The sequence below is a fragment of the Shinella granuli genome (assembly GCF_004341885.1).
Classification (GTDB): Bacteria; Pseudomonadota; Alphaproteobacteria; order Rhizobiales; family Rhizobiaceae; genus Shinella; species Shinella granuli.
Genome location: NZ_SLVX01000004.1, coordinates 180762 through 204881 on the forward strand (window position 1 = coordinate 180762; position 24120 = coordinate 204881).

Consider the following 24120-nt stretch of genomic DNA (forward strand, 5'->3'; position numbering starts at 1 on the left):
AGGGTCTATAGGGCATGCGAACCGAACGGGCGATCGACGAGAAGCGGGACGCAAGCCGGCATCCGATGGAAAAGAGACTTCTGGCGCCGGCCGATTCCGGCCTGATCGACGTGCCCGCGCTGCGCGCCAGATGCGAATTCATCGCCAGCACCAATGCCGACTACCGCGATCGCATGCGCCGCGAGCTGCTGGCCGAGTTCAAGAAGGTGAATGCCGCGGGCCGCGAACGGGCACGCGAACTGCTCTTTATCGATGGCAGCGGCCTGCAATGCGCCGCGCGCATTTCCTGGCTGCAGGACCAGTTGATCGCCGTCCTGCACGACTTTGCGCTCAACCACGTCTTCAGCGCCGGTCAGGCGCCGCCCGCCGCCCGCATCACGGTGACGGCGGTCGGCGGCTATGGCCGCGGCACGCTGGCGCCGGGCTCGGATATCGACCTGCTCTTCCTCCTGCCGGTAAAACCCGCCGCCTGGAGCGAACCGGCCATCGAGTTCATGCTCTACATCCTGTGGGATCTCGGCTTCAAGGTCGGCCATGCGACGCGGAACCTGGAGGAATGTATCCAGCTTTCCAAGGGCGACATGACGATCCGCACCGCGATCCTGGAGGCGCGCTACATCTGCGGCTCGGTGGCGCTGTTCGAGGACCTCGCCCTCCGCTTCGACCGCGAGATCATCCGCGGCACCGGCCCGGAATTCATCGCGGCGAAGCTTGCCGAGCGCGACGAGCGCCACCGCAAGGCCGGCGACACGCGCTACCTCGTCGAACCGAACGTCAAGGAAGGCAAGGGCGGGCTTCGCGACCTGCACACGCTGTTCTGGATCGCCAAGTATTTCTACCACATCCGCGACCCCGCCGACCTGGTGAAGCTCGGCGTCCTGTCGCGCCAGGAATACAAGCTCTTCCAGAAGGCGGACGACTTCCTCTGGGCGGTGCGCTGCCACATGCATTTCCTGACGGGCAAGGCGGAGGAACGGCTCTCCTTCGACATCCAGCGCGAGATCGCCGAATGCCTCGGCTACCAGCCGCATCCCGGCCTTTCGGCGGTCGAGCGCTTCATGAAGCATTATTTCCTCGTCGCCAAGGACGTCGGGGACCTGACGCGCATCTTCTGCGCCACGCTGGAGGACCAGCAGGCCAAGGAAGCGCCCGGCATCAGCGCCGTCATCAGCCGCTTCACCCGCCGCACGCGCAAGATCGCCGGCACGCTGGATTTCCTGGAAGACCGCGGCCGCATCACCATCGCCGACCCTGATGTCTTCAAGCGCGATCCCGTCAACCTGATCCGGCTCTTCCACATCGCCGACATCAACGGGCTGGAATTCCATCCCGACGCGCTGAAGCAGGTCACGCGCTCGCTGAAGCTCGTCAATGCGGCGCTGCGCGAGAACGAGGAGGCGAACCGCCTCTTCCTGTCGATCCTCACCTCGCCGCGCGATCCCGCGCTCATCCTGCGCCGCATGAACGAGGCGGGCGTGCTCGGCCGGTTCATTCCGGATTTCGGCAAGATCGTCGCGATGATGCAGTTCAACATGTATCATCACTACACGGTCGACGAGCACCTGATCCGCGCCGTCGGCGTGCTGGCGGATATCGACCAGGGGCGCGAGAAGGATGCCCATCCGCTGAGCTACCAGCTCATGCCCGGTATCGAGGACCGCATATCGCTCTATGTCGCCGTGCTGCTGCACGACATCGCCAAGGGCCGGCCGGAGGACCATTCCGAGGCGGGCGCCAGGGTCGCGCGCAAACTCTGCCCGCGCTTCGGGCTCTCGCCGAAGCAGACCGAGCTTGTCGTCTGGCTGATCGAGGAGCACCTGACCATGTCGATGGTCGCGCAGACCCGCGACCTCAACGACCGCAAGACCATCGTCGATTTCGCCGAGAAGGTGCAGTCGCTGGAGCGGCTGAAGATGCTGCTCGTGCTGACGGTCTGCGATATCCGCGCCGTCGGCCCGGGCGTGTGGAACGGCTGGAAGGGCCAGCTCCTGCGCACGCTCTACTACGAGACCGAACTCCTGATCTCCGGCGGCTTTTCCGAACTGTCGCGCAAGGAGCGCGCCCAGGCCGCGCGGGACATCCTCTCCGGCGCGCTTCCGACCGAATGGAGCCAGAAGGACCGCAGGACCTATACGCGGCTGCACTATGATCCCTACCTGCTGACGGTCTCGTTGGAGGACCAGGTGCGCCACGCGGCCTTCATCCGCGAGGCGGACAAGGCGGGCCAGCCGCTGGCGACGATGGTGCGCACGCATTCCTTCCACGCCATCACCGAGATCACCGTGCTTTCGCCCGACCATCCGCGCCTCCTGACGGTGATCGCCGGGGCCTGCGCGGCGGCGGGCGCCAACATCGTCGACGCGCAGATCTTCACCACCTCCGACGGCCGGGCGCTGGATACGATCCTCGTCAACCGCGAGTTCCCGAACGATGCCGACGAGACGCGCCGGGCCGGCACGATCGGCCGCATGATCGAGGACGTGCTCTCCGGCCGCAAGCGCCTGCCCGAAGTGATCGCCACCCGTACGAAGAGCCGCAAGCGCAACCGCACCTTCACCGTCTCTCCCGCCGTGACGATCTCCAACACGCTGTCGAACAAGTTCACGGTGATCGAGATCGAGTGCCTCGACCGTCCCGGCCTCCTGTCCGAGGTGACGGCGGTGCTGTCGGACCTCTCGCTCGACATCGCCTCGGCCCATATCACCACCTTCGGCGAGAAGGTCATCGACACCTTCTACGTCACCGACCTCGTCGGCCAGAAGGTCACCAACGACAACCGGCAGGCCAACATCGCCGCGCGGCTGAAGGCCGTCATGGCGGACGAGGCGGACGAGCTGCGCGACCGAATGCCGCCCGGCATGATCGCGCCCGTCGTCGCCGCGCCGAAGAGGATCAGGACGGAACAATGAGTCTGGTGAGGAAATTTGCGACCGTGGGCGGCGCGACGCTGGGCAGCCGCGTGCTCGGCTTCGCGCGCGAAACGCTGATGGCGGCAGCCCTCGGCACCGGGCCGATGGCCGATGCCTTCTACGCCGCCTTCCGCTTCCCCAACCTCTTCCGCCGCCTCTTCGCCGAGGGCGCCTTCAACGCCGCCTTCGTGCCGCTCTTCGCCAAGGAGATCGAGGCCGGCGGCATCGACGGGGCGAAGCGCTTTTCCGAGGAGGTCTTCGGCGTCCTCTTCTCCGTGCTCCTGTTGCTGACCATCGCGATGGAGCTCCTGATGCCGCTCATCGTGGCCTGGATCATCGCGCCGGGCTTCGTGGGGGACGCGGAGAAGTTCGACGTGACGGTGAAGCTTGCCGTCGTCATGTTCCCCTATCTCATGTGCATGTCGCTGACGGCGATGCTGTCGGGCATGCTGAATTCGCTGCATCACTATTTCGCCGCCGCCGTCGCGCCCGTCTTCCTCAACGTGGTGCTGATCGGCGCGCTCGTCTACGGGCTCTGGCAGGGTGCCTCGCCGCTGGAAACGGCCTGGTATCTCTCCTGGGGCGTGCTCGCCGCCGGCCTCCTGCAGATGGCCGTGCTCTATGCGGGCGTGCGCCATGCCGGCATGAAGATCGGCTTTCGCCGGCCGCGCATGACGCCGAACGTCAAGCGCCTGCTCTGGCTCGCGCTGCCGGCGGCCGTCACGGGCGGCATCACACAGATCAACCAGCTCATCGGCCAGATGATCGCCTCCACCAAGGACGGCGCGATCGCCGCCCTGCAATATGCCGACCGCGTCTACCAGCTCCCCCTCGGCGTCGTCGGCATCGCCGTCGGTGTCGTGCTGCTACCGGAGCTCGCCCGCGCGCTGAAGGGCGGGCAGGAGGGGGAGGCAGGCAACCTGCAGAACCGCTCGCTGGAATTCGTGCTCTTCCTGACCCTGCCCGCCGCCGGCGCGCTCTGGGTCATCTCCGACGAGATCGTGCGCGTGCTCTACGAGCGCGGCGCCTTCAACCCGGATACCACGTCCATCGTGGCGGGCACGCTCGCCATCTACGGGCTCGGCCTGCCCGGCTTCGTGATGATCAAGGCGCTGAACCCGGGCTTCTTCGCCCGCGAGGATACCAAGACGCCGATGCGCATCACGCTGCTGTCGGTCGTCGTCAACTGCATCCTCGCCGTCTCGCTTTTCCCGCTGTTCCACGAGCGCGGCATCGCCACGGCCGAAGCCGTTTCCGGCTGGCTGACGGCGATGCTTCTCTTCGTGACGCTGGTGCGCCGCGGCCACTGGCCGCTGGAAAAGGCGCTGCTCTGGCGCGTCGCCCGCCTGCTGGCCGCGACCGTGGTCATGGCGGTGGCGCTCGACTACGCCTCCGCCTACCTCGCCGATCGTCTCGCATCCGCCGCGCCGCTCTACGAGCAGCTCATGGCGCTCGGCCTGCTGATCGCCCTTGCCATGGTCGTCTACTTCTCCGTCGCCTTCCTCATCGGCGGTGCCGACCTCGGCATGATCCGGCGCAATCTCAAGCGCAAGGCCAAGGCCGCGCCGGGCGAGGAAACCGCGGAGTAGACCGCCTCAGCGCGCCGCGAGCCGGGCCCGCCCGGTCAGGCGCGCCAACCCGCCGCAATGGCGCCAGCTCCGTTTCGGCCCGACATCGACATGCACGATGCCGTTGCAGTAGGTGCCGACGCCGCCGATGGCCGGGGCGGACCTTGCCGCGGCGACAATCCGCTTCACCGGCACGCCCGGCACGCGGATGTCTGCGGCAAGGCATTTGCGATGCAGCGATCCCTTGCGTCCGGCGGAACGGTGACCGGATGTGACCAGCGGCCTTCGCCCGACCTGCCGGGCGATATGGAACAGGATTGCCCGCAGCTTGCCGGGGAAACATCGGTGCCGCACGCGCGGCGTCTGCACGGTGTAGATCTTCGCCGCACCCCTCTCGGCTCTTGCGGCATGCTTGTGCTTTCCGTTTGCCATGGCTTCGCTCGCGAGGAACGACGTCAATGCCATCATGCAGGCAAGCAGGGTTGAACAGCTCTTTCGCATGGCACACGCCCTCCGGTTTGCGCCTTTGCGTCGAAACGCGACCTGTCGAAATCCGACGGCCCTTGCCCCCGCCGGGAGAGAAAGCCCGGAAAGTGTCATTTATGAGAAGCGTCTGATGGGAGCGGCAACCGGGCTGCGGGAGCGGTCTTGATCGGCGCCGCTCCGCCGTGCATAAGCGGCGCGTATTTTTACGCAGTTCCGGCCGGAAAAACCGCTTCACACTTTTCCTGGAACTGCTTCACCAACGCAACCAGGCCCTCCACCCGCCTGAAGGATATCGCCATGAGCGCATTCAAGCCCCTCGTCTTCTCCGGCGTGCAGCCGACCGGCAACCTCCATCTCGGCAACTATCTCGGCGCGATCCGCAAGTTCGTCGCCCTGCAGGCCGACAACGACTGCATCTATTGCGTCGTCGATCTGCACGCGATCACCGCGCAGCTCGTGCACGAGGACATGCGCGGCCAGATCCGTTCGATCGCCGCGGCCTTCATCGCCGCCGGCATCGACCCGAAGAAGCACATCGTCTTCAACCAGTCGGCCGTGCCGCAGCATGCCGAGCTCGCCTGGATCTTCAACTGCGTGGCGCGCATCGGCTGGATGGAGCGCATGACCCAGTTCAAGGACAAGACCGGCGGCAAGAATGCCGAGCAGGTCTCGCTGGGGCTGCTCGCCTATCCGAGCCTGATGGCCGCCGACATCCTCGTCTACCGCGCCACCCATGTGCCGGTCGGCGACGACCAGAAGCAGCACCTGGAGCTGACCCGCGATATCGCGCAGAAGTTCAACATCGATTTCGGCAGCCACATCCGCAAGGCCGGCACCGGCGTCGACATCGTCGTCGGCGAGGAGCCGGTGCATGCCTATTTCCCGATGGTCGAGCCGCTGATCGGCGGCCCGGCGCCGCGCGTCATGAGCCTGCGCGACGGCACCAAGAAGATGTCGAAGTCGGATGCCTCCGACCTCTCGCGCATCAACCTCACCGACGATGCCGACACGATCTCCAAGAAGATCCGCAAGGCCAAGACCGATCCGGATGCCTTGCCGGGCGAAGTGGAGGGCCTGAAGGGCCGTCCGGAGGCGGAGAACCTCGTCGGCATCTATGCCGCGCTCTCCGACAGGTCCAAGGCGGAGATCCTCGCCGAGTTCGGCGGCCAGCAGTTCTCCGTCTTCAAGCCGGCGCTCGTCGACCTCGCCGTCAACGTCCTCTCGCCCATCACCGACGAGATGCGCCGCCTGATGGACGACACGACCCATATCGACGCCATCCTGCGCGATGGCGGCGAAAGGGCGCGGGCAAGGGCCGAAAAAACCATGAAGGAAGTTCGCGACATCATCGGTTTTGTGCAGTAAGGTCGCCTCGAAACGTCCCGGAATTGCGCAGCACTTGAGGAAATGAGGCCGTATGGTTTCTCGACGACTTTCCCGCCTTGAAGGCCACCGCCGGAAATTCCTGGCGGTCATCGACGACACGCCGGAATGCCAGCGCGCCGTCCACTATGCGGGAATGCGGGCGAAGAATTCCAATGGCGGCGTCGTCCTGCTCTATGTGATCGCCAACGGCGATTTCCAGCAATGGCTGGGCGTCGAGGAGATCATGCGGGCCGAGGCGCGCGAGGAAGCGGAAGCCGTGCTGGCCAAGGCGGCGCAGGCCTTGCGCGAATCGGTCGGCATCGAGCCGGAAACGGTGATCCGCGAAGGCGTCGCCAGCGAAGAGATCAACGGGCTGATCGAGGAGGACCGGGACGTCGCGATCCTCGTGCTCGCCGCCGGCTCCGCCAAGGAGGGGCCGGGGCCGCTCGTCTCCTCGCTCGCCAGCCGGGCCCAGGCCTTCCCGATCCCGGTGACGGTCATTCCGGATTCGCTGTCCGACGAGGAGCTGGACGCGCTGAGCTGATCTCCAGTCTTGAAGAGCGGCGCGGAAACGCCTATCTTCTTTTGAATTATTCTAAATATTCTGGCCGATCGGCGAACGCCCGGCCGCACGGAGAGAAAGATGTTCATCCAGACCGAAGCGACGCCGAATCCGGCGACCTTGAAATTCCTGCCGGGCAAGGTGGTGCTGGAAACGGGCACCGCCGAATTCCGTGACGAGACGGAAGCGCGTGCGGCTTCGCCGCTGGCGGCTCGCCTGTTCGCCGTCCCCGGCGTCACGGGCGTGTTCCTCGGCTATGATTTCATCACCGTCACTAAGGACGACGCCGACTGGCAGCACATGAAGCCGGCGATCCTCGGCAACATCATGGAACACTTCATGTCCGGCCAGCCGGTCATGGCGAGCGGCGCGCTCGGCGGCAACGAGACCGACGAGGGCGAATTCTTCGACGAGGGCGACGAGACGATCGTCGCCACCATCAAGGAATTGCTCGACAGCCGCGTGCGCCCGGCCGTGGCGCAGGACGGCGGCGACATCACCTTCAAGGGTTTTCGCGACGGCGTCGTCTATCTCAACATGAAGGGCGCCTGCTCGGGGTGCCCGTCCTCGACGGCGACGCTGAAGCACGGCGTGCAGAACCTTCTTCGCCATTTCGTACCGGAAGTGCAGGAAGTTGAAGCCGTCATGTAAGGCCTGCCCCGCAATGCCCCGGTGCCCGCGATGATCGTGCTTGCGATCGATACGGCGGGCACGGGTTGCCATGCGGCGCTCTATGACCCCGATGAGGACAGGATCCTCGGCGCCGCCGGCGCCGATATCGGCCGCGGCCATGCCGAGCGGCTGATGGAATTCGTCGACGCGGCGTTCGATGCCGCCGGCCTCACCCTCAAGGACATCGGCCGGATCGCCGTCACCATCGGCCCCGGCTCCTTCACCGGCATCCGTGTCGGCGTGGCGGCGGCGCGCGGCCTCGCGCTGGCGCTCGGCGTTCCCGCCGTCGGCGTCTCCACCCTGTCGGCGCTTGCCGCCGATCGTCGGGCCGGCCTGCCGTTGCTGGTCGCGATGGATGCCAGGCGGGACGAGGTCTACTGGCAGCGCTTCGCCGCCGATGGCAGCGCACTGTCGTCGCCCGCGATCGCCTCCCTGGAGGCCGCGCAAGCGCTCGCGGCCGGCCATGACGGCGCGATCGCCGGTTCGGCGGCAGCGCTCCTGCGCGACGGCGCGCCGCAGGGCAGCGACAGCGTTTCCATCGCCACCGTCGCGCGCCTCGGTGCGCGCCTCGATCCGGCGGACCATCCGCCGAAGCCGCTCTATCTGCGCGGTCCCGATGCCAAGCCGCAGGCGGGTTTCGCGATCAAGAGAGCGTGAACCGCATGTCCCTGTCCGATTATTTCACCCGCAAGCCGAGCTTCGACATCTTTCCGCTGGAAACCGCCGATGCCGGCATTGCCGCGGCCCTGCACCGCGCGCGCTTTCCCCAGCCGTGGAACGACGGCGAGTTCCATTCGCTGCTGCTGCAGGAGCCGGTCTTCGGTTTCCTGGCGCTGAAGGAAGGCGCGCTCGGCCGCACGGCCGGCGGCTTCGTTCTCGCCCGCGCCACGGCCGGCGAGGCGGAGATCCTGACGATCGGCGTTGACGAGCGGTTTTCCCGCGCGGGCCTCGGCTGGCGGCTGATGCAGGCGGCGCTGCGCGAGGCGAAGATGCGCGGCGCCGAAGACATTTTCCTGGAGGTCGACGAGGGCAATGTCGCGGCCCGCGGGCTCTATGCCAAGCTCGGCTTTGTGAAGGTCGGCGAGCGCAAGGCCTATTATGTCGCCGCCGACGGCCACCGGTCCACGGCGCTTGTCTTGCGGCGCGATCTTCGCTAGTCCCCTATCGGGGGGCCGAACGAAAGAGGGCTGGATCGCATGACGGATGTCGAGAAATCGCTGGAAGAGCTTTGTGTCGAGCGCGGCATGCGCATGACCGAGCAGCGCCGCGTGATCGCGCGCGTGCTGGAAGCCTCGGACGACCATCCGGACGTGGAAGAGCTCTACCGCCGCTCGTCGGCCGTCGATTCGCGCATTTCCATCTCCACCGTCTACCGCACGGTCAAGCTCTTCGAGGATGCCGGCATCATCGAGCGGCACGATTTCCGCGACGGCCGTTCGCGCTACGAGACGGTGCCGGACGAGCACCACGACCACCTGATCGACCTGAAGAGCGGCGAGGTCATCGAGTTCCATTCGCCGGAGATCGAGGCGCTGCAGGAGCGCATCGCGCGCGAGCACGGTTTCAAGCTCGTCGATCACCGCCTCGAACTCTACGGCATTCCGCTCAAGGAGGGCGAGTGAGGCGGATCCCGTTTCCCCTGACCGCCTGCCGGTGATCCCTTGATCGTCTGGCTGCGCCTTGCCGTCGCTTTCCTCGTCCTTGCCGCGGTGACGCTCGTCCTGCTGCCCGTCCAGCTCGTCGGCCTGCGCTTCAACCTGAAAATCCGCCGCCGCGTGCCGCGGCTCTGGCACCGTGCCGCCTGCTGGGTGCTCGGCCTCAGGGTGCGGGTGCATGGCACGCTGGAGGCGAAACGGCCGTTGCTGCTTGCCTCCAACCATGTCTCCTGGAAGGACATCCTGGTGCTCGGCTCGGTGGCCGATGTCGTCTATATCGCGAAATCCGAGGTGCGCGGCTGGCCGGTCTTCGGCATTCTCGCCCGTCTGCAGGCGACGATCTTCGTCGAGCGCGAGCAGCGCCGGAAGACCGGCGACCAGGTGGACGAGATCGCGCGGCGCATGACGGACGGCGAGATCGTCGTCCTGTTCCCGGAGGGCACGACCTCGGACGGCAACCGCCTGCTGGAGATCAAGACCTCGCTCTTCGGCGCCGCCGCGTCCGCGGTGCCGCACGCGCCCGGCGGCGTCGTGTTCATCCAGCCGGTCTCGATCGCCTATACCGGCGTGCACGGCATGGCCATGGGCCGTTTCCACCGGCCGCTCGCCGCCTGGCCGGGCGATATCGAACTCCTGCCGCATCTCCTCGGCGTCGCGCGCGAGGGGGCGGTGGACGTGGATGTCGATTTCGGCGAGCGGGTGGACTATTCCCGCAGCAACAACCGCAAGGAGGTGAGCCGCACGATCGAGGAGCGTATTCGCGCCATGCTGGGCGCGCGCCTTCGCGGCCGATAGGCCGGGGACCGCGACAGGGCTTCATTTTCCGGGGCTTTTCCACTATGGAAGCGGCCATGAGCGAACAATCCGTCCTTCCGCCCGAAGCCAGCGCCACGCCGAACACCCGCAAGGTCTTCGTGAAGACCTACGGCTGTCAGATGAACGTCTATGACAGCGACCGCATGACGGATGCGCTGTCGAAGGACGGCTACCAGGCGACGGACGTGCTGGAAGAGGCCGACCTCGTCCTCCTCAACACCTGTCACATCCGCGAGAAGGCGGCGGAAAAGGTCTATTCCGAGCTCGGGCGCTTGCGCGAGATGAAGAAGGCGCGCGCCAAGGGCGGCCGCGAGATGGTGATCGGAGTCACCGGCTGCGTCGCCCAGGCCGAGGGCAGGGAAATCCTGCGCCGTGCGCCGGCGGTGGACCTGGTGGTCGGCCCGCAGACCTATCACCGCCTTCCGGACGCGCTGCGCCGCGCCAAGGGCGGCGAGCGCGTCGTCGAGACGGACTATGCGATCGAGGACAAGTTCGAGCATCTTCCCGCGCCGGAAAAGGCGAAGACCCGCGCCCGCGGCGTCACCGCCTTCCTGACGGTGCAGGAGGGCTGCGACAAGTTCTGCACCTTCTGCGTGGTGCCCTATACGCGCGGCTCGGAAGTCTCCCGCCCGGTCTCGCAGATCGTCGCGGAGGCCGAGCGCCTCGTCGAAGGCGGGGTGCGCGAGATCACCCTGCTCGGCCAGAACGTCAACGCCTGGCACGGCCTCGGTCCGGATGGGGGCGAATGGGGCCTCGGCGATCTCCTCTACCGCCTCGCCGAGATCAAGGGCCTCGCGCGCCTGCGCTATACGACCAGCCACCCGCGCGACATGGACGACCGCCTGATCCAAGCCCATCGCGACCTGCCGGCGCTGATGCCCTACCTGCACCTGCCGGTCCAGTCGGGCTCCGACCGCATCCTGAAGGCGATGAACCGGCGCCACACGGCGGCCGAATATATCGCCCTTATCGAGCGCATCCGCGCCGTCCAGCCGGAGCTGGCGATCTCGGGCGATTTCATCGTCGGCTTCCCCGGCGAGACCGACCGGGACTTCGAGGACACGATGCGCCTCATCGAGACGGTCGGTTATGCACAGGCATTTTCCTTCAAATATTCCATCCGCCCCGGCACGCCCGGCGCGGAGATGGACGGCCACGTCGCGGAGGACGTGAAGTCGGAACGCCTTGAAAGATTGCAGGCTTTGCTGTTTCGACAGCAGCGCGACTTCGCCCGCGGCTGCGTCGGCAAGGAGATCGACCTGCTCCTGGAGAAGCCCGGCCGCATGCCCGGCCAGCTCGTCGGCCGCTCGCCCTGGCTGCAGCCTGTGAATGTTGATGCAAAAGTGTCGGAAATCGGTGACATTATCCGGGTACGAATCACCGATACCGGGCCCAACAGCCTTTTCGCAGAAGCGATCGGTTGACGGGCGGACCGCAAGGAGCCTGACCGCTTGAACGGACACGAATTGACGACGTCATCGCCGCGCCAGTCGAAAAAAGAGACCGACGCCAATCATTTCGTGCTGACCTTCGAGAACAATCGATACGCAAGCGAGCTGTTCGGCCAGTTCGACCAGAACCTGAAGCTGCTGGAGCAGCGCCTCGGCATCGATGCGCGTGCCCGCGGCAATTCTGTCTCCATCTCCGGCGACGTGGTGGCGACCAACCAGGCGCGCCGGGCGCTGGATTATCTCTATGATCGTCTCCAGAAGGGCGGTTCGATCGAGCTTTCCGACGTGGAAGGCGCGATCCGCATGGCGATCGCCGCGGACGACCAGCTTTCCCTGCCGACGATGGAGCGCAAGGCCAAGCTCACCATGTCGCAGATTTCCACCCGCAAGAAGACCATCGCCGCCCGCACGCCGACGCAGGATACCTATATCCGCGCGCTGGAGCGGTCCGAGCTCGTCTTCGGCGTGGGACCTGCCGGCACGGGCAAGACCTATCTCGCCGTCGCCTATGCCGCCCAGCTCCTGGAGCGCGGCGCGGTCGACCGCATCATCCTGTCGCGTCCGGCCGTCGAGGCCGGCGAGCGCCTCGGCTTCCTGCCTGGCGACATGAAGGAGAAGGTCGATCCCTATCTCCGCCCGCTCTATGACGCGCTCTACGACATGATGCCGGGCGACAAGGTCGAGCGCGCCATCACGGCCGGCGTCATCGAGATCGCGCCGCTCGCCTTCATGCGCGGCCGCACGCTCGCCAATGCCGCGGTCATCCTTGACGAGGCGCAGAACACCACCTCGATGCAGATGAAGATGTTCCTGACGCGTCTCGGCGAGAACGGCCGCATGATCGTCACGGGCGATCCGAGCCAGGTCGACCTGCCGCGCGGCGTCAAGTCCGGCCTCGTCGAAGCCCTGCAGATCCTCAGGGGCGTCGAGGGCGTTTCGGTCGTCCGCTTCAAGGATGCCGATGTCGTGCGCCACCCGATGGTCGCCCGCATCGTCCGGGCCTATGAAGCCCAGACCGCGGTGCAGGACGAAAGCGAGCAACTGGACCGCTGAGGCGGCCCCGCGATCTCATGAGCGAACTCGACATCCAGATTTCCGTCGAAGAGGGCGCCTGGCCCTCCGAAGAGCGCTTGCTCGAGGTGAGCGGACGCGTGCTCGGCGCGGCGGCGGATTTCCTCAAACGTGAGGAAAGGCAGCCGTTCCCGAAGACCGGCGCGCCGGAGGTCTCCCTCGTCTTCACCAATGACGAGGCGATCCGCGGCATCAATGCGGAATGGCGCAGCCAGGACAAGCCGACCAATGTCCTGTCCTTCCCGTCCTTCCCGCTGACACCCGGAAAGATGCCGGGTCCGATGCTCGGCGACATCATTTTTGCCGAGGAAACGCTGACCCGCGAGGCGGCGGATCTCGGCAAGTCCTTCGACGATCATCTCACGCATCTGATGGTACATGGATTTCTGCATCTCTTCGGCTATGATCACATGGACGACGAGGAAGCGGAAAAAATGGAGGGGCTGGAGACTCGCATTCTTGCCGAGCTTGGCCTATCTGACCCCTACGGGGATGTCCCCGATGAATAGTTTGGACCAATGAGCGACTTTAGAAACCAGTCCGTAGAAACGGAAAAGAGCGAGGCGGACGCCTCAAGTCAGGACGAGGCGGGCAGTAGTAGCAGCGCGCCGAAGCAGGAAAGCGGGGGCCGGACATCCTTCTGGTCCCGTGCGACACGGCTTTGGCGCATGACGGGTGCTTCCAGCCTGCGCAGGGACCTCGCCGAGGCCCTGATGACGGAAGAGAGCGGCGGCGAGCCGACCTTTTCGCCCGAGGAACGGGCGATGCTGCACAACATTCTTCGTTTCCGCGAGGTGCGGGTGGAGGACGTCATGGTGCCGCGTGCCGATATCGAGGCCGTGGACCAGGACATCACGATCGCCGAGCTGATGGTGATCTTCGAGGATTCCGGCCGCTCGCGCATGCCGGTCTATAACGAGAGCCTCGACGACCCGCGCGGCATGGTCCATATCCGCGACCTCCTCGCCTATGTCACCAAGCAGGCCCGCAACAAGCGCCGCAACGGCGTGAAACCGGCGGCCGCTACCGGCGAAAAACCGACCCGCACGCCAAAGGCGGAATTCGATCTCGGCCGCGTCGATCTTTCCAAGACGGTGGCCGAAGCCGGCATCATCCGCCAGGTCCTCTTCGTGCCGCCCTCCATGCTTGCCGCCGACCTGATGGCGCGCATGCAGGCCGACCGCACGCAGATGGCCCTCGTCATCGACGAATATGGCGGCACGGACGGCCTCGCCTCGCTGGAGGATATCGTCGAGATGGTCGTCGGCGACATCGAGGACGAGCACGACGACGACGAGGTGATGATCCAGCGCGTCAGCGACGATGTCTTCATCGCCGATGCCCGCGTGGAGCTGGAGGAGCTGGCGGAAGCCATCGGCCCGGATTTCGACATCCGCGAACAGCTCGAAGACGCCGATACGCTCGGCGGCCTGATCTTCGCCTCGCTCGGCCGCATTCCCGTGCGCGGCGAGGTGGTGCAGGCAGTGCCGGGCTTCGAGTTCCACGTCCTCGACGCCGATCCGCGCCGTGTCAAGCGGGTGCGCGTCACCCGCAAGCGCGCCGGCTCCGTCCGTCGCCGCGAGCGCAAGCCGGAAGGCGAGGGCCTCGCCCTTGCCGGCGACCGGCCGAAACTGCCGGAACAGCAGAACGACGGGGCGAACGCCGAATAGGCGGACAGGCCCCTTGAAAAATGATCTGCGCCTTGTGCCGCCGTGACGCGGGACAAGGCGCTGGTTTTTTGGAAGACTGGCGCGGCTGATTCGGGGACGCAAAAAGGGGACGGCATGGAGGGGCTTGCGGGCAGGGTCATGCTCCTGTCTGGGACAAGACGGGCGCTCTTGGCATTTCTTGCAGGCCTGGTCGGGGTGCTGGCGCTGCCGCCCTTCGGCTTCTTCGCGGCGCTGTTCGTCTCCTTCACCCTGCTCGTCTGGCTCATCGACGGGGCCAGCGCCGCGCCGGAGGCCGGTTTCCTGCGGCGTCTCGCACCCGCCTTCCGCATCGGCTGGTTCTTCGGCTTCGGCTATTTCGTCGGCGGGCTCTGGTGGCTCGGCAATGCGCTGCTCGTCGAGGCGGATGCCTTTGCCTGGGCGCTGCCGCTCGCCGTCTTCGGCCTGCCCGCCTTCCTCGCCTTCTACTACGGCATTGCGGCCGCGCTCGCCCGCCTGCTCTGGTCGGACGGCATGGGTCGCATCGCGGCGCTCGCCTTCGCCTTCGGCATCGGGGAGTGGCTGCGCGGCACGCTCTTCACCGGTTTTCCCTGGAATGCCGTGGGGTACGGCGCCATGCCCGTGCCGCTGCTCATGCAGTCGGCCGGCGTCGTCGGCATAGCCGGCATGAATGCGCTCGCCGTCTTCGTCTTCGCCGCGCCGGCGCTGATCGGCACGCGGCGCGGCCGGGGTCTCGGCCTTTCGCTCGCCGCCCTGCTCTTCGCCGCCCAGCTCGGCTACGGCTATCATGCCCTGAACGTGGTGCCGGCGCCGGAGAACGAAACGACCGTCATCCGGCTCGTCCAGCCGGTCATCGACCAGGCGATGAAGCTCGACGACAGCGCCCGCGCGGAAATCTTCGAGCGGCACCTGGCATTCAGCGCCGCCAGGCCGGCAGAGGACGGCAGGCGGCCCGATATCGTCGTCTGGCCGGAGACCTCCATTCCCTTCATCCTCACCGACAATCCGGATGCACTGGTGCGCATCGCCGCCGTGCTGGAGGACGACCAGGTGCTGATCGCCGGCGCCGTGCGCACGGAAGGCGCCGGTTCCGGCAAGGCGCCGCGCTACTACAATTCCATCTATGCCGTCGACGGCCGGGGGCAGATCATCGGCGCGGCCGACAAGGTGCATCTCGTACCCTTCGGCGAATACATGCCCTTTGCCGAGGTCTTCGAGGGCCTCGGCGTCGATGCCGTCGCCATGCCGGGCGGCTTTTCCGCCGCCCGCGAGCCCCAATTGCTGAACGCGCTCGGCAAGGGGCTTTATCCGCTGATCTGCTACGAGGCGATCTTCCCTTCTGAAATCACCGGAGCGGCCGATGCGGCCGCCGCCCTGCTGAACGTCACCAACGATGCCTGGTTCGGCAGGACACCCGGTCCCTACCAGCATTTCCACCAGGCGCGGCTGCGCGCGGTCGAGCGCGGCCTGCCACTGATTCGCGCCGCCAACAACGGCATTTCCGCCGTGGTCGATGCCAAGGGAAGGGTGGTCGCGGGCCTCGCCCACGATGTTCCGGGCTTTGTCGATGCAACTCTCCCGGGAAGATATGCCGCTGCAGGCCGGGCAAAGCAGCAGAATTGGTCGTTTCTGATTGTTCTTGGCGTTCTCTTCGCAACAGCGGGCATTTCTCGCATTGGTTTTAGAAACAGGACGAATTGACCGAAAACCCCTAAAATAGCATAGTGCACGCCGCCGGTGGTTCTCTTGTATTGTGGAGCCCTTCAGGGTTTGCGCATACAACGTGGCGTTAAGTCTTCGTTAAGGCTGCCGGCAGGGTGGGGCCATTTCCGCGCGTTAGGACACATTGATGATGGAAAACAAAAAGAAGCCGAATCCGATTGATATTCACGTCGGCAGCCGGATCCGGCTTCGCAGGACCATGCTCGGCATGAGTCAGGAGAAGCTGGGCGAAAGCCTCGGCATCACCTTCCAGCAGATCCAGAAATACGAAAAGGGCACGAACCGCGTCGGCGCCAGCCGGCTGCAGAACATTTCGAGCATCCTCAACGTGCCCGTCTCCTTCTTCTTCGAGGATGCGCCGGGCGAACAGGCGGATGCCCAGGCCGGCTTTGCCGAAGCGTCGAGCTCCAACTACGTGGTCGACTTCCTGTCGTCCTCCGAAGGCCTCCAGCTCAACCGGGCCTTCGTCAAGATCGGCGACCCCAAGGTCCGCCGCAAGCTCGTCGACCTCGTCAAGGCGCTCGCCGCCGAGGCCGAACTCGAGTGATCTTCGCGTGAGATCGGCAAGGAAAAGGCGGTCCTTCGGGGCCGCTTTTCGTTTGCGCGAGGGCCGTCACGCGCGCGCGACAGTCGCGCGAAAACGCCCGGAATGCCGGGACATAAACATATTCTTATGTCCTTCTGCGCTTGTTTTTCCCCCGCGAACTGAATAACAACGTCGAAGTCCATTTTCTTTGAGGGGAATTCCCGCATGCGCAGCAGCTATCTCTTCACCAGCGAGTCCGTCGCCGAGGGTCATCCGGACAAGGTGTGCGACCGCATCTCCGACGAAATCGTCGATCTGGTCTACCGCGAAGCCGTGAAGTCGAAGGTCGATCCGTGGTCGGTCCGTATTGCCTGCGAGACGCTTGCGACGACCAACCGCGTGGTGATCGCCGGTGAAGTGCGCCTGCCGCCGAGCCTCCTGAAGAAGGACAAGGACGGCAACGACGTCATCAATCCCTCCAAGTTCAAGTCCGCCGCCCGCAAGGCGATCCGCGACATCGGCTACGAGCAGGACGGCTTCAACTGGAAGACGGCGAAGATCGACGTGCTGCTGCATTCCCAGTCCGCCGACATCGCCCAGGGCGTCGACAACGCCGCCGACAAGCAGGGCGACGAGGGCGCGGGCGACCAGGGCATCATGTTCGGCTACGCCTGCCGCGAGACCGCCGACCTGATGCCGGCGCCGATCTACTATTCCCACCGCATCCTCCAGCTCCTCGCCGACGCCCGCAAGAAGGGCGAGGGCGATGCCGGCAAGCTCGGTCCGGACGCCAAGAGCCAGGTGACCGTGCGCTATGTCGACGGCAAGCCCGCCGACGTCGCCTCCATCGTGCTCTCCACGCAGCATCTCGATGATAGCTGGGATTCCAGGAAGGTCCGCCAGGTCGTCGAGCCCTATATCCGCGAGGCGCTGCACGACATCGCGATCGCCGAGGATTGCTCCTGGTACATCAACCCGACGGGCAAGTTCGTCATCGGCGGTCCTGATGGCGATGCCGGCCTCACCGGCCGTAAGATCATCGTCGACACCTATGGCGGCGCGGCCCCGCATGGCGGCGGCGCCTTCTCCGGCAAGGACACGACCAAGGTCGACCGGTCGGCCGCCTATGCCGCGCGCTACCTCGCCAAGAACGTCGTCGCGGCCGGCCTTGCCGACCGCTGCACGATCCAGCTTTCCTACGCCATCGGCGTCGCCCAGCCGCTCTCGGTCTATGTCGACCTGCACGGCACGGGCAAGGTTAGCGAGGACGCCGTCGAGGCCGCGATCCGCAAGGTCATGGACCTGTCGCCGTCGGGCATCCGCCGCCACCTCGACCTCAACAAGCCGATCTACGCCAAGACCGCCGCCTACGGTCATTTCGGCCGCAAGGCCGGCCGCGACGGCTCGTTCTCCTGGGAGCGCCTCGACCTCGTCAAGGCCCTCAAGGAAGCGTTGAAGAACTGAGGCCGACATGACGGATGCAGAGCGCCGCAGCCGCGCGAGCGAGGCCTTCTTCGGTCGCCGCAAGGGAAAACCGCTCAGGGAGCGGCAGGCGCAGCATCTTCAGACCGTGCTGCCGGTGCTGAAGGTCGATCTTTCGGCCCCGGCGCCGGCGGACATCACGACGCTCTACGATTTCCCGCCGAACCGGATGCGCCTCGAAATCGGCTTCGGCGGCGGGGAGCACCTCATCCATCGCGCGCAGGAAACGCCCGATACCGCCTTCATCGGCGTCGAGCCCTTCGTCAATTCCATGGCGAAGCTGATCGGCAGCATCGAGGAGACGGGCGCGAGGAATATCCGGCTTTATGATGACGATGCGACGGTGCTGCTGGACTGGCTTCCGGCCGCCTCGATCGATCAGATCGACCTGCTCTATCCGGATCCGTGGCCGAAGAAGAAGCACTGGAAGAGGCGGTTCGTCTCGAAGGTCAATCTCGACCGCTTTGCCCGGGTGCTGAAGCCGGGCGGGCTCTTCTGCTTCGCGTCCGACATCGACACCTATGTCAACTGGACGCTTATGCACTGCGGGTCTCATCCCGCCTTCGTGTGGACCGCCGAAAACGCGGTCGACTGGCTGACGCCCTTTGCCGGCTGGCCGGGCACGCGCTACGAGGCCAAGGCCAAGCGCGAGGGCCGCAAGTCGGCCTATCTCACCTTCCGCCGTCTCTGACGGAAGGTTTTCCGGACATCAGTGCAGGCTGACGGTGCGCAGGTCGTCCTCGGCCGCCTTGTAGAAGGTGCTCGAACGGTTGTCCGTCAGCAGGATCGGCGTGCCGTCGGCGCCGAACAGGGCCCAGAGATCCAGGCTCGGGTCGATTTCCGGCGCTTCCGGGAAGACGCGCGAGACTTCGTCGGCCTTCATCTTCCTGATGTAGCCGACTTCGCCGGCGCCCAGATGCGCAAGGTCCGCCTTCGAAACGGTGGGGGTTACGGTCTTCAGTCCCATCTTTGCCTCCATGGCAATGCCGGCAGGGCCGGCCACCGGACGTCCATGGCCACCATGGCCCATCGGTACGTCAGGCGATCAGGTTACGCTTGAAACGTTCCGGCGGGTGTTCCCGCAGGAACGGCTCATGATCTAGTCTGATACGGAAATGTTAATTTTCTTTACCATTCGCACAGGCTCGGGCCGCACGAGTTCGACCGAGAGCAGGCCGTTCTTCAGCTCCGCTCCCGAAACGCGCATGCCGTCGGCAAGCACGAAGGTGCGCTGGAACTGGCGGGCCGCTATGCCGCGGTAGAGATAGTCCCGCTCGCCGCTGTCGACCTGGCGGCCGCGGATGACGAGCTGGTTTTCCTCCGTCGTCACATCGAGCTCGTCTTCGGAAAAGCCCGCGACGGCAAGGGTGATGCGCAGCCGTTCCGGTGCGCCCGTCTCGCCGTTCGGCCGAAGCCGCTCGATATTGTACGGCGGATAGCCATCATTGCCCTTGGCGATGCGCTCAAGGGTCTTTTCCATGGCATCGAAGCCCAGAAGCAGCGGGCTCGTGAAAGGGGTCATGCGTGACATGCGTCTAGTCCTTGGCTCTCAAGCGACTTCGGCGGGACCCGACCTCGGCATCCCGATGGCTGCAATATGGGGATTGCCGGCGCGAGGCGCAAGACGCTTGCGAATGGCGATTTCGCAAATATAGTCGCCGCTTCGCCCGCGTAAGGCGGGCCAAGAACAGAACCAGCGAGGAAACGGAGACGGCATGTCTGAGCTACGGAAAATCATCATCGACACGGATCCCGGCCAGGACGATGCCGCCGCCATCATGCTGGCGCTCGGCAGCCCGGAACTCGACATCCTCGGCATCACCACCGTCGCCGGCAACGTGCCGCTGGCGCGCACCTCCAGCAATGCCCGCATCATCCTGGAATTCTGCTCCCGCACCGACGTGAAGGTCTATGCCGGCGCCGACAGGCCGATCGCCCGCCCGCTGGTCACCGCCGAGCATGTGCACGGCAAGACCGGCCTCGACGGCCCGGAACTGCACGAGCCGCAGATGCCGCTGGAGGCCCGGCATGCCGTGGATTTCATCATCGAGACGCTGCGGCGCGAACCGGCCGGCACGGTGACGCTCTGCACGCTCGGCCCGCTGACGAACATCGCGACGGCGCTGGAAAAGGCGCCGGACATCGCCGGCCGCGTGCGCGAGCTGGTCATGATGGGCGGCGGCTTCTTCGAGGGCGGCAACATCACGCCGGCCGCCGAGTTCAACATCTATGTCGATCCGGAAGCGGCCGCCGCCGTCTTCAGGTCCGGCATCCCGATCGTCATGATGCCGCTCGACGTCACCCACAAGGTGCTGACGCTGAAGAGCCGCGTCGCCAGGCTGCGCGAGATCGGCAGCCGCCCCGCCAAGGCCCTCGTCGAGATGCTCGATTTCTTCGAGCGTTTCGATGTCGAAAAATACGGCTCCGACGGCGGTCCGCTGCACGATCCGACGGTCATCGCCTATCTCCTGAAGCCGGAGCTGTTCTCCGGCCGCGACTGCAATGTGGAGATCGAGACCGCCTCGCCGCTCACGACAGGCATGACGGTGGTCGACTGGTGGCAGGTCACCGGCCGCAAGCACAATGCGCGGGTGATGAAGGACGTCGATGCCGACGGCTTCTTCGCTCTCCTCGCCGAGCGCGTCGGCCGCCTCTGATGCGTGGCCCCCGCAGCGCCGGGCCGGGTGCGGAAGGCCGTTTCCACAAGGAGATGATGGGCCTCTACGACCGCTTCGCCGCGCTCGGCTTCCGTCCGGTGCTCCTGCGCCGCTTCGTGCTGCTCAACGGCGGCGTGGCGGCGGCGAAGGAGCTCGTCTTCAAGCCCGGCACGACCGGGCTGGAGCGGCTGCTGGACGCCGGCAAGCCGGAGCTTTCCATGGAAGCGCTGATGCTGCGGCCCGAATACCAGGGCCTGTTTTCCGAGCTGGAACTGAAGGAGGCTTCGCAGCGGCTGGCGAGCGCCACCCGCTCCCGCTCCCGCGGCCGTCTCCAGGCGCAGCCGACGGAGCGCAAGTAGCGCCCGCCGCGCCGAAAAAACATCCCCGCAATTTCCCCGCCCCCTCAACCCATGCCTACAATCCCCCCATCCTGCCGCGGATACACCGCAAGGCGTTGCGGCGAGGCGGGGTCGGCGCTTTCGGTGCGGGAAGGACGTGAGCCTTCATCGAAGGGGCCTGCGGAAAATGGTCTCCCTCCGGCGATCCGGGGGAAGCGGCGGGCGTCGGACCGGCCCTTTCGTTTCCCCTGATAAATTCGGCGGGCGTGCCTGTGGGGCACACAAAGGGATGGGTTCGCGCCCGGGCGGCGTCCGAGGGGTTTCGGCCCCGGTTCGCCCGGTGCAGTGGAAGACGGTGCCGACCGGCAGCCATGGCTGCGGCATCGTGAGCCTGAGGGCGTGCATGGCTCTTTCCACGGAAAGGCACGCCACCGTTCCCATGGAACTCCATCCTCCCAGAGAGACCGGAGTCGCGGGCAAAAACCGCCGAACGGGGTGCCGGAAGGTGCCATGCTTATACATTCAGATGAGGCAGCTCCGGCGCCCCGTCCGATGCTCTTTGAAAACCCACGGGCGAAACCGCCGCGTGGCCGTCGGCGCAGGACGGGAATGCGGAATGCATTTCCTCAGACAAAAAGGCCGGCGAAACCGCCGGCCTTTTCCTTGGTGTATTGCCTGTTCTCAGAACTCTTCCCAGTCGTCCTGCGCCAGCGCCGTGTTGCCGGCGACCTGCGGCATGGCGCGGGGGGCGGTGCGCGGCGCCTGGTAGGCGGCGCGCTGCGGCTGGACGTCGCGGCGGGTCGCCTGCTGCACCGGCTGGGCAGCGGCCACGGCGGCGTTTCCGGCGCGGAAGCGGGCGACGAGCGACTTCAGCGTCTGGGCCTCGTCGTTCAGCGCCATGGAGGCGGCGGTGGTCTCTTCCACCATCGCGGCGTTCTGCTGGGTCACCTGGTCCATCTGGTTGACGGCCGCGTTGATCTCCTTGAGGCCGACGGCCTGCTCGGAGGCGGAGGAGGAGATCTGGCGGATGAGGCCGTTGATCTGGATGACCTGCTCGGCGATGTTCTCCAGCGCGCTGCCGGCCTTGCCGACGAGGTCGACACCCTCGCGGACCTGCACCTCGGAGGTGTTGATCAGCGTCTTGATCTCCTTGGCGGCATTGGCCGAGCGCTGGGCGAGCTCGCGCACCTCCTGGGCGACGACGGCGAAGCCCTTGCCGGCTTCCCCGGCCCGCGCCGCTTCCACGCCGGCATTGAGCGCCAGCAGGTTCGTCTGGAAGGCGATGTCGTCGATCACGCCGATGATGTTGGAGATCTCGCGCGAGGAGTGCTCGATGCCGTGCATGGCGCCGATCGCCTTCTGCACGACCTCGCCGGACTTGCTGGCGTCGTCGCTGGCCGTTTCCACCGACTTGGCGGCGACGCGGGCGTTTTCCGCGCTGGAATTGACCTGCGAGGTGAGCTGGTCGAGGGCGGCCGCCGTCTCTTCCAGGCTCGCCGCCTGCTGTTCGGTGCGGTGCGAGAGATCGGCCGCGCCCTTGGAGATCTCGCCCGTGCCGCCGCCGATATTGCCGACCGAGGCGTTGACCGTCTGGATCGTCTCTTCCAGGCTGGCGATCGCCGAGTTGAAGTCGGTCTTGAGCTTGTCGTACTCGCCCGGGAAGTCGCCGGAGAGGCGGAAGGTCAGGTTGCCGGAGGAGAGCTGGGCAAGGCCTTCGCCGAGGCGGGCGACGATGTCGCGCTGGAGGGCGCTCGATTCGGCGCGCTCGGCTTCCGAACGGTTGCGCTCGGCCTCGGTCAGTTGGCGCTGGTTGTCGGCTTCCGCTTCCAGGCGCTTGGTGTCGGCGAGCTGGTGACGGAACCCTTCCAGCGCCTTGGCGACCGAGCCGGTCTCGTCCGAGCGCTCCTGGCCGGCGATCGGCTGGGTATAGACGCCGCTGCTGAGCGTCGCGACGTCGGAGACGAGACCCGCGAGCGGCTTCTGCACGAAGGTGCGCACGGCGACGTAAAGCCCGGCGAGCACGGCGCCGAGAACGATCAGCCCGCCGAGGATCATCATGCGGGTCTGGTCGTCGACCGGCGCGTTGATGGCCGCGCGCGGCACGTCGACCAGCACGATCCAGGTCGTGTTGATGTCGGGCAGCGCGAAGGGATAGACGACGCGGTCGAAGGAGGCCAGTTCGTCGAAGGAGAGGTTCTCGATGCGGCCGATCGTGCCCGTCGCAAGCGCGTTCTTGACGATGTCGGTGCCTTGTCCGTCGTAATCCGTCATTAGGAGGTCAGCGTTCGGCGCAACGATCCACTTGCCGGTCTGCGAAAGCAGCATGACGCGGCCTTCGCCGAAGGGCTTCAGCCGGCTGAGCTTCTCATCGAGCGTCTTCAGCGAGACGTCGACGCCGGTGACGCCGATCAGCTTGCCGCCCGGGGCGACCGGAAAGGCGATGGAGGCCATGGTGAAGTTCTCACCCGTCGATTCCTCCTTGTAGGGCTGGGTCATGGCGCCCTTGCCGCTGCCGGCCGCAAGCGCATACCACTCGGCCTTGTAGTCGGATTCGAAGGTGGAGAGCGCGATGGAACCGTCCTTGCGCTTCGTCCAGTAGGGGTTGAACGAGCCGTCCTTGAACGTGCCGGTTTCCAGTTGCTCGGTGGTTTCGCGCGACTTGCCGTCGAAGGCGTTCGGCTCTTCCGCAAACCAGCTGCCGAGGGCGAAGCTGTTCTTTTCCGCGTTCGCCTTGATGATGTCCACGACCTGCTTGCGGTCGAAATGCCCGACCGAATGGCCCTGCTCGATCACGCCGGCCATGGAGCGCGCGGCGCTGGCGAGCTGGCCGATATCGGTCGCGATGTCGGCGGCGATCGCCTTCGCCTCGGTGTCGGCTTGGGAATAGACGAGATCGGCGACGCGGCTCTGCGTCTGGCCGATGAGTACGGTGTTGGAGGCGAGCATCACGAGGGCGATCGTGCCGCCGGTGACCGCGATGAGCTTCGTCGCGAGCGACTTGGCCTGGAATTTGAACATGGAATCCTCACGATGAGAGACGTCCGCGGCGGACACCGCGGAGGAGCACATTCGTTTGCGGGGGTCTCCGTCATGGAGGTCGGGGCGCGCGACCAGCGCCAGAGGCCGCCGACCGGAAGGGTCGGGCCTGAGGACTTCAGTAACCCATAAAATAT

General features: G+C 66.0%; 23 protein-coding genes. 19 read left to right on the forward strand and 4 right to left on the reverse strand.

Annotated features, from left to right (window positions below):
* Positions 1-65: 65 nt before the first annotated feature.
* Both EV665_RS09215 and murJ read left to right on the forward strand, forming a co-directional pair.
* On the forward strand, positions 66-2909 hold the full coding sequence (locus EV665_RS09215) for a [protein-PII] uridylyltransferase (RefSeq protein WP_245507676.1): 2844 nt from the start codon (positions 66-68) through the stop codon (positions 2907-2909).
* Positions 2906-4498, forward strand: a complete 1593-nt coding sequence (murJ, locus tag EV665_RS09220; RefSeq protein ID WP_133033883.1) for a murein biosynthesis integral membrane protein MurJ — start codon at positions 2906-2908, stop codon at positions 4496-4498. The genes EV665_RS09215 and murJ overlap by 4 nt, the downstream gene beginning before the upstream one ends.
* A 6-nt stretch (positions 4499-4504) precedes the next feature.
* On the opposite strand, the gene EV665_RS09225 is transcribed toward murJ, so the two are convergent.
* The gene (locus EV665_RS09225; RefSeq protein WP_133033884.1) at positions 4505-4978 is read right to left on the reverse strand and encodes a YcbK family protein; all 474 of its coding nucleotides are present in this window, start codon (positions 4976-4978) and stop codon (positions 4505-4507) included.
* 282 nt (positions 4979-5260) lie between these two features.
* Between EV665_RS09225 and trpS the strand changes: the two genes are divergently transcribed.
* The 15 genes from trpS to trmB all read left to right on the forward strand — a co-directional run bounded on the left by trpS (position 5261) and on the right by trmB (position 18643).
* Entirely contained in the window at positions 5261-6328 is a 1068-nt protein-coding gene (gene trpS / locus EV665_RS09230; RefSeq protein ID WP_133033885.1) for a tryptophan--tRNA ligase, read from the forward strand.
* Positions 6329-6380: 52 nt separating this feature from the next.
* Positions 6381-6872 carry a universal stress protein gene (locus tag EV665_RS09235; protein WP_064328635.1) on the forward strand — a complete coding sequence of 164 codons (492 nt, stop codon included), beginning with the start codon at positions 6381-6383 and terminating at the stop codon, positions 6870-6872.
* A 99-nt stretch (positions 6873-6971) separates the two neighbouring features.
* Positions 6972-7541 (forward strand): NifU family protein, encoded by a 570-nt coding sequence (locus EV665_RS09240; RefSeq protein ID WP_064328636.1) that lies wholly within the window; start codon positions 6972-6974, stop codon positions 7539-7541.
* 30 nt (positions 7542-7571) lie between these two features.
* Positions 7572-8219, forward strand: a complete 648-nt coding sequence (gene tsaB, locus EV665_RS09245; protein ID WP_133033886.1) for a tRNA (adenosine(37)-N6)-threonylcarbamoyltransferase complex dimerization subunit type 1 TsaB — start codon at positions 7572-7574, stop codon at positions 8217-8219.
* A gap of 5 nt (positions 8220-8224) precedes the next feature.
* Positions 8225-8719, forward strand: a complete 495-nt coding sequence (locus EV665_RS09250; protein ID WP_133033887.1) for a GNAT family N-acetyltransferase — start codon at positions 8225-8227, stop codon at positions 8717-8719.
* Between the two features lie 39 nt (positions 8720-8758).
* The gene (locus EV665_RS09255; protein ID WP_064328638.1) at positions 8759-9184 is read left to right on the forward strand and encodes a Fur family transcriptional regulator; all 426 of its coding nucleotides are present in this window, start codon (positions 8759-8761) and stop codon (positions 9182-9184) included.
* Between the two features lie 39 nt (positions 9185-9223).
* The gene (olsA, locus tag EV665_RS09260) at positions 9224-10012 is read left to right on the forward strand and encodes a lyso-ornithine lipid O-acyltransferase (RefSeq protein WP_133033888.1); all 789 of its coding nucleotides are present in this window, start codon (positions 9224-9226) and stop codon (positions 10010-10012) included.
* Positions 10013-10068: 56 nt separating this feature from the next.
* Complete coding sequence (miaB, locus tag EV665_RS09265) at positions 10069-11457, forward strand: tRNA (N6-isopentenyl adenosine(37)-C2)-methylthiotransferase MiaB (protein WP_133033889.1); 1389 nt, start codon at positions 10069-10071, stop codon at positions 11455-11457.
* A 27-nt stretch (positions 11458-11484) separates the two neighbouring features.
* The gene (locus tag EV665_RS09270; protein ID WP_064328641.1) at positions 11485-12537 is read left to right on the forward strand and encodes a PhoH family protein; all 1053 of its coding nucleotides are present in this window, start codon (positions 11485-11487) and stop codon (positions 12535-12537) included.
* A gap of 17 nt (positions 12538-12554) precedes the next feature.
* Positions 12555-13064 carry an rRNA maturation RNase YbeY gene (ybeY, locus tag EV665_RS09275; RefSeq protein ID WP_133033890.1) on the forward strand — a complete coding sequence of 170 codons (510 nt, stop codon included), beginning with the start codon at positions 12555-12557 and terminating at the stop codon, positions 13062-13064.
* Positions 13065-13073: 9 nt separating this feature from the next.
* Entirely contained in the window at positions 13074-14225 is a 1152-nt protein-coding gene (locus EV665_RS09280; protein WP_064328643.1) for a hemolysin family protein, read from the forward strand.
* Between the two features lie 114 nt (positions 14226-14339).
* A complete protein-coding gene (gene lnt, locus EV665_RS09285) occupies positions 14340-15923 on the forward strand; it encodes an apolipoprotein N-acyltransferase (RefSeq protein ID WP_133033891.1) in 1584 nt (527 codons plus the stop codon).
* A gap of 148 nt (positions 15924-16071) precedes the next feature.
* Entirely contained in the window at positions 16072-16491 is a 420-nt protein-coding gene (locus EV665_RS09290; RefSeq protein WP_064328645.1) for a helix-turn-helix domain-containing protein, read from the forward strand.
* A 204-nt stretch (positions 16492-16695) separates the two neighbouring features.
* Complete coding sequence (gene metK / locus EV665_RS09295) at positions 16696-17934, forward strand: methionine adenosyltransferase (RefSeq protein WP_133033892.1); 1239 nt, start codon at positions 16696-16698, stop codon at positions 17932-17934.
* A gap of 7 nt (positions 17935-17941) precedes the next feature.
* Positions 17942-18643 (forward strand): tRNA (guanosine(46)-N7)-methyltransferase TrmB, encoded by a 702-nt coding sequence (trmB, locus tag EV665_RS09300; protein WP_133033893.1) that lies wholly within the window; start codon positions 17942-17944, stop codon positions 18641-18643.
* Positions 18644-18661: 18 nt separating this feature from the next.
* On the opposite strand, the gene EV665_RS09305 is transcribed toward trmB, so the two are convergent.
* Positions 18662-18919, reverse strand: coding sequence for a BQ00720 family protein (locus EV665_RS09305; RefSeq protein ID WP_064332367.1), 258 nt, complete (start codon positions 18917-18919; stop codon positions 18662-18664).
* Between the two features lie 132 nt (positions 18920-19051).
* Complete coding sequence (locus EV665_RS09310) at positions 19052-19483, reverse strand: Hsp20 family protein (RefSeq protein WP_064328648.1); 432 nt, start codon at positions 19481-19483, stop codon at positions 19052-19054.
* Positions 19484-19667: 184 nt separating this feature from the next.
* Between EV665_RS09310 and EV665_RS09315 the strand changes: the two genes are divergently transcribed.
* On the forward strand, positions 19668-20609 hold the full coding sequence (locus tag EV665_RS09315; RefSeq protein WP_133033894.1) for a nucleoside hydrolase: 942 nt from the start codon (positions 19668-19670) through the stop codon (positions 20607-20609).
* Positions 20609-20968 carry a hypothetical protein gene (locus tag EV665_RS09320; protein ID WP_133033895.1) on the forward strand — a complete coding sequence of 120 codons (360 nt, stop codon included), beginning with the start codon at positions 20609-20611 and terminating at the stop codon, positions 20966-20968. Before EV665_RS09315 ends, EV665_RS09320 begins: the two co-directional genes overlap by 1 nt.
* A gap of 660 nt (positions 20969-21628) precedes the next feature.
* On the opposite strand, the gene EV665_RS09325 is transcribed toward EV665_RS09320, so the two are convergent.
* Positions 21629-23965: a methyl-accepting chemotaxis protein gene (locus EV665_RS09325; RefSeq protein ID WP_133033896.1), complete on the reverse strand. Its 2337-nt coding sequence runs from the start codon at positions 23963-23965 to the stop codon at positions 21629-21631.
* Positions 23966-24120: the final 155 nt, after the last annotated feature.

Bases quoted from the DNA above. Each gene is read 5' to 3' on its own strand.
- EV665_RS09225 (WP_133033884.1), bottom strand. From the start codon at position 4,978: ATGCGAAAGAGCTGTTCAACCCTGCTTGCCTGCATGATGGCATTGACG.
- murJ (WP_133033883.1), top strand. From the start codon at position 2,906: ATGAGTCTGGTGAGGAAATTTGCGACCGTGGGCGGCGCGACGCTGGGC.
- metK (WP_133033892.1), top strand. From the start codon at position 16,696: ATGCGCAGCAGCTATCTCTTCACCAGCGAGTCCGTCGCCGAGGGTCAT.
- EV665_RS09310 (WP_064328648.1), bottom strand. From the start codon at position 19,483: ATGTCACGCATGACCCCTTTCACGAGCCCGCTGCTTCTGGGCTTCGAT.
- ybeY (WP_133033890.1), top strand. From the start codon at position 12,555: ATGAGCGAACTCGACATCCAGATTTCCGTCGAAGAGGGCGCCTGGCCC.
- trmB (WP_133033893.1), top strand. From the start codon at position 17,942: ATGACGGATGCAGAGCGCCGCAGCCGCGCGAGCGAGGCCTTCTTCGGT.
- EV665_RS09325 (WP_133033896.1), bottom strand. From the start codon at position 23,965: ATGTTCAAATTCCAGGCCAAGTCGCTCGCGACGAAGCTCATCGCGGTC.
- EV665_RS09255 (WP_064328638.1), top strand. From the start codon at position 8,759: ATGACGGATGTCGAGAAATCGCTGGAAGAGCTTTGTGTCGAGCGCGGC.
- miaB (WP_133033889.1), top strand. From the start codon at position 10,069: ATGAGCGAACAATCCGTCCTTCCGCCCGAAGCCAGCGCCACGCCGAAC.
- EV665_RS09250 (WP_133033887.1), top strand. From the start codon at position 8,225: ATGTCCCTGTCCGATTATTTCACCCGCAAGCCGAGCTTCGACATCTTT.
- EV665_RS09280 (WP_064328643.1), top strand. From the start codon at position 13,074: ATGAGCGACTTTAGAAACCAGTCCGTAGAAACGGAAAAGAGCGAGGCG.
- EV665_RS09235 (WP_064328635.1), top strand. From the start codon at position 6,381: ATGGTTTCTCGACGACTTTCCCGCCTTGAAGGCCACCGCCGGAAATTC.
- EV665_RS09215 (WP_245507676.1), top strand. From the start codon at position 66: ATGGAAAAGAGACTTCTGGCGCCGGCCGATTCCGGCCTGATCGACGTG.
- lnt (WP_133033891.1), top strand. From the start codon at position 14,340: ATGGAGGGGCTTGCGGGCAGGGTCATGCTCCTGTCTGGGACAAGACGG.
- EV665_RS09290 (WP_064328645.1), top strand. From the start codon at position 16,072: ATGATGGAAAACAAAAAGAAGCCGAATCCGATTGATATTCACGTCGGC.
- trpS (WP_133033885.1), top strand. From the start codon at position 5,261: ATGAGCGCATTCAAGCCCCTCGTCTTCTCCGGCGTGCAGCCGACCGGC.
- tsaB (WP_133033886.1), top strand. From the start codon at position 7,572: ATGATCGTGCTTGCGATCGATACGGCGGGCACGGGTTGCCATGCGGCG.
- EV665_RS09240 (WP_064328636.1), top strand. From the start codon at position 6,972: ATGTTCATCCAGACCGAAGCGACGCCGAATCCGGCGACCTTGAAATTC.
- EV665_RS09305 (WP_064332367.1), bottom strand. From the start codon at position 18,919: ATGGGACTGAAGACCGTAACCCCCACCGTTTCGAAGGCGGACCTTGCG.
- EV665_RS09320 (WP_133033895.1), top strand. From the start codon at position 20,609: ATGCGTGGCCCCCGCAGCGCCGGGCCGGGTGCGGAAGGCCGTTTCCAC.
- EV665_RS09315 (WP_133033894.1), top strand. From the start codon at position 19,668: ATGTCTGAGCTACGGAAAATCATCATCGACACGGATCCCGGCCAGGAC.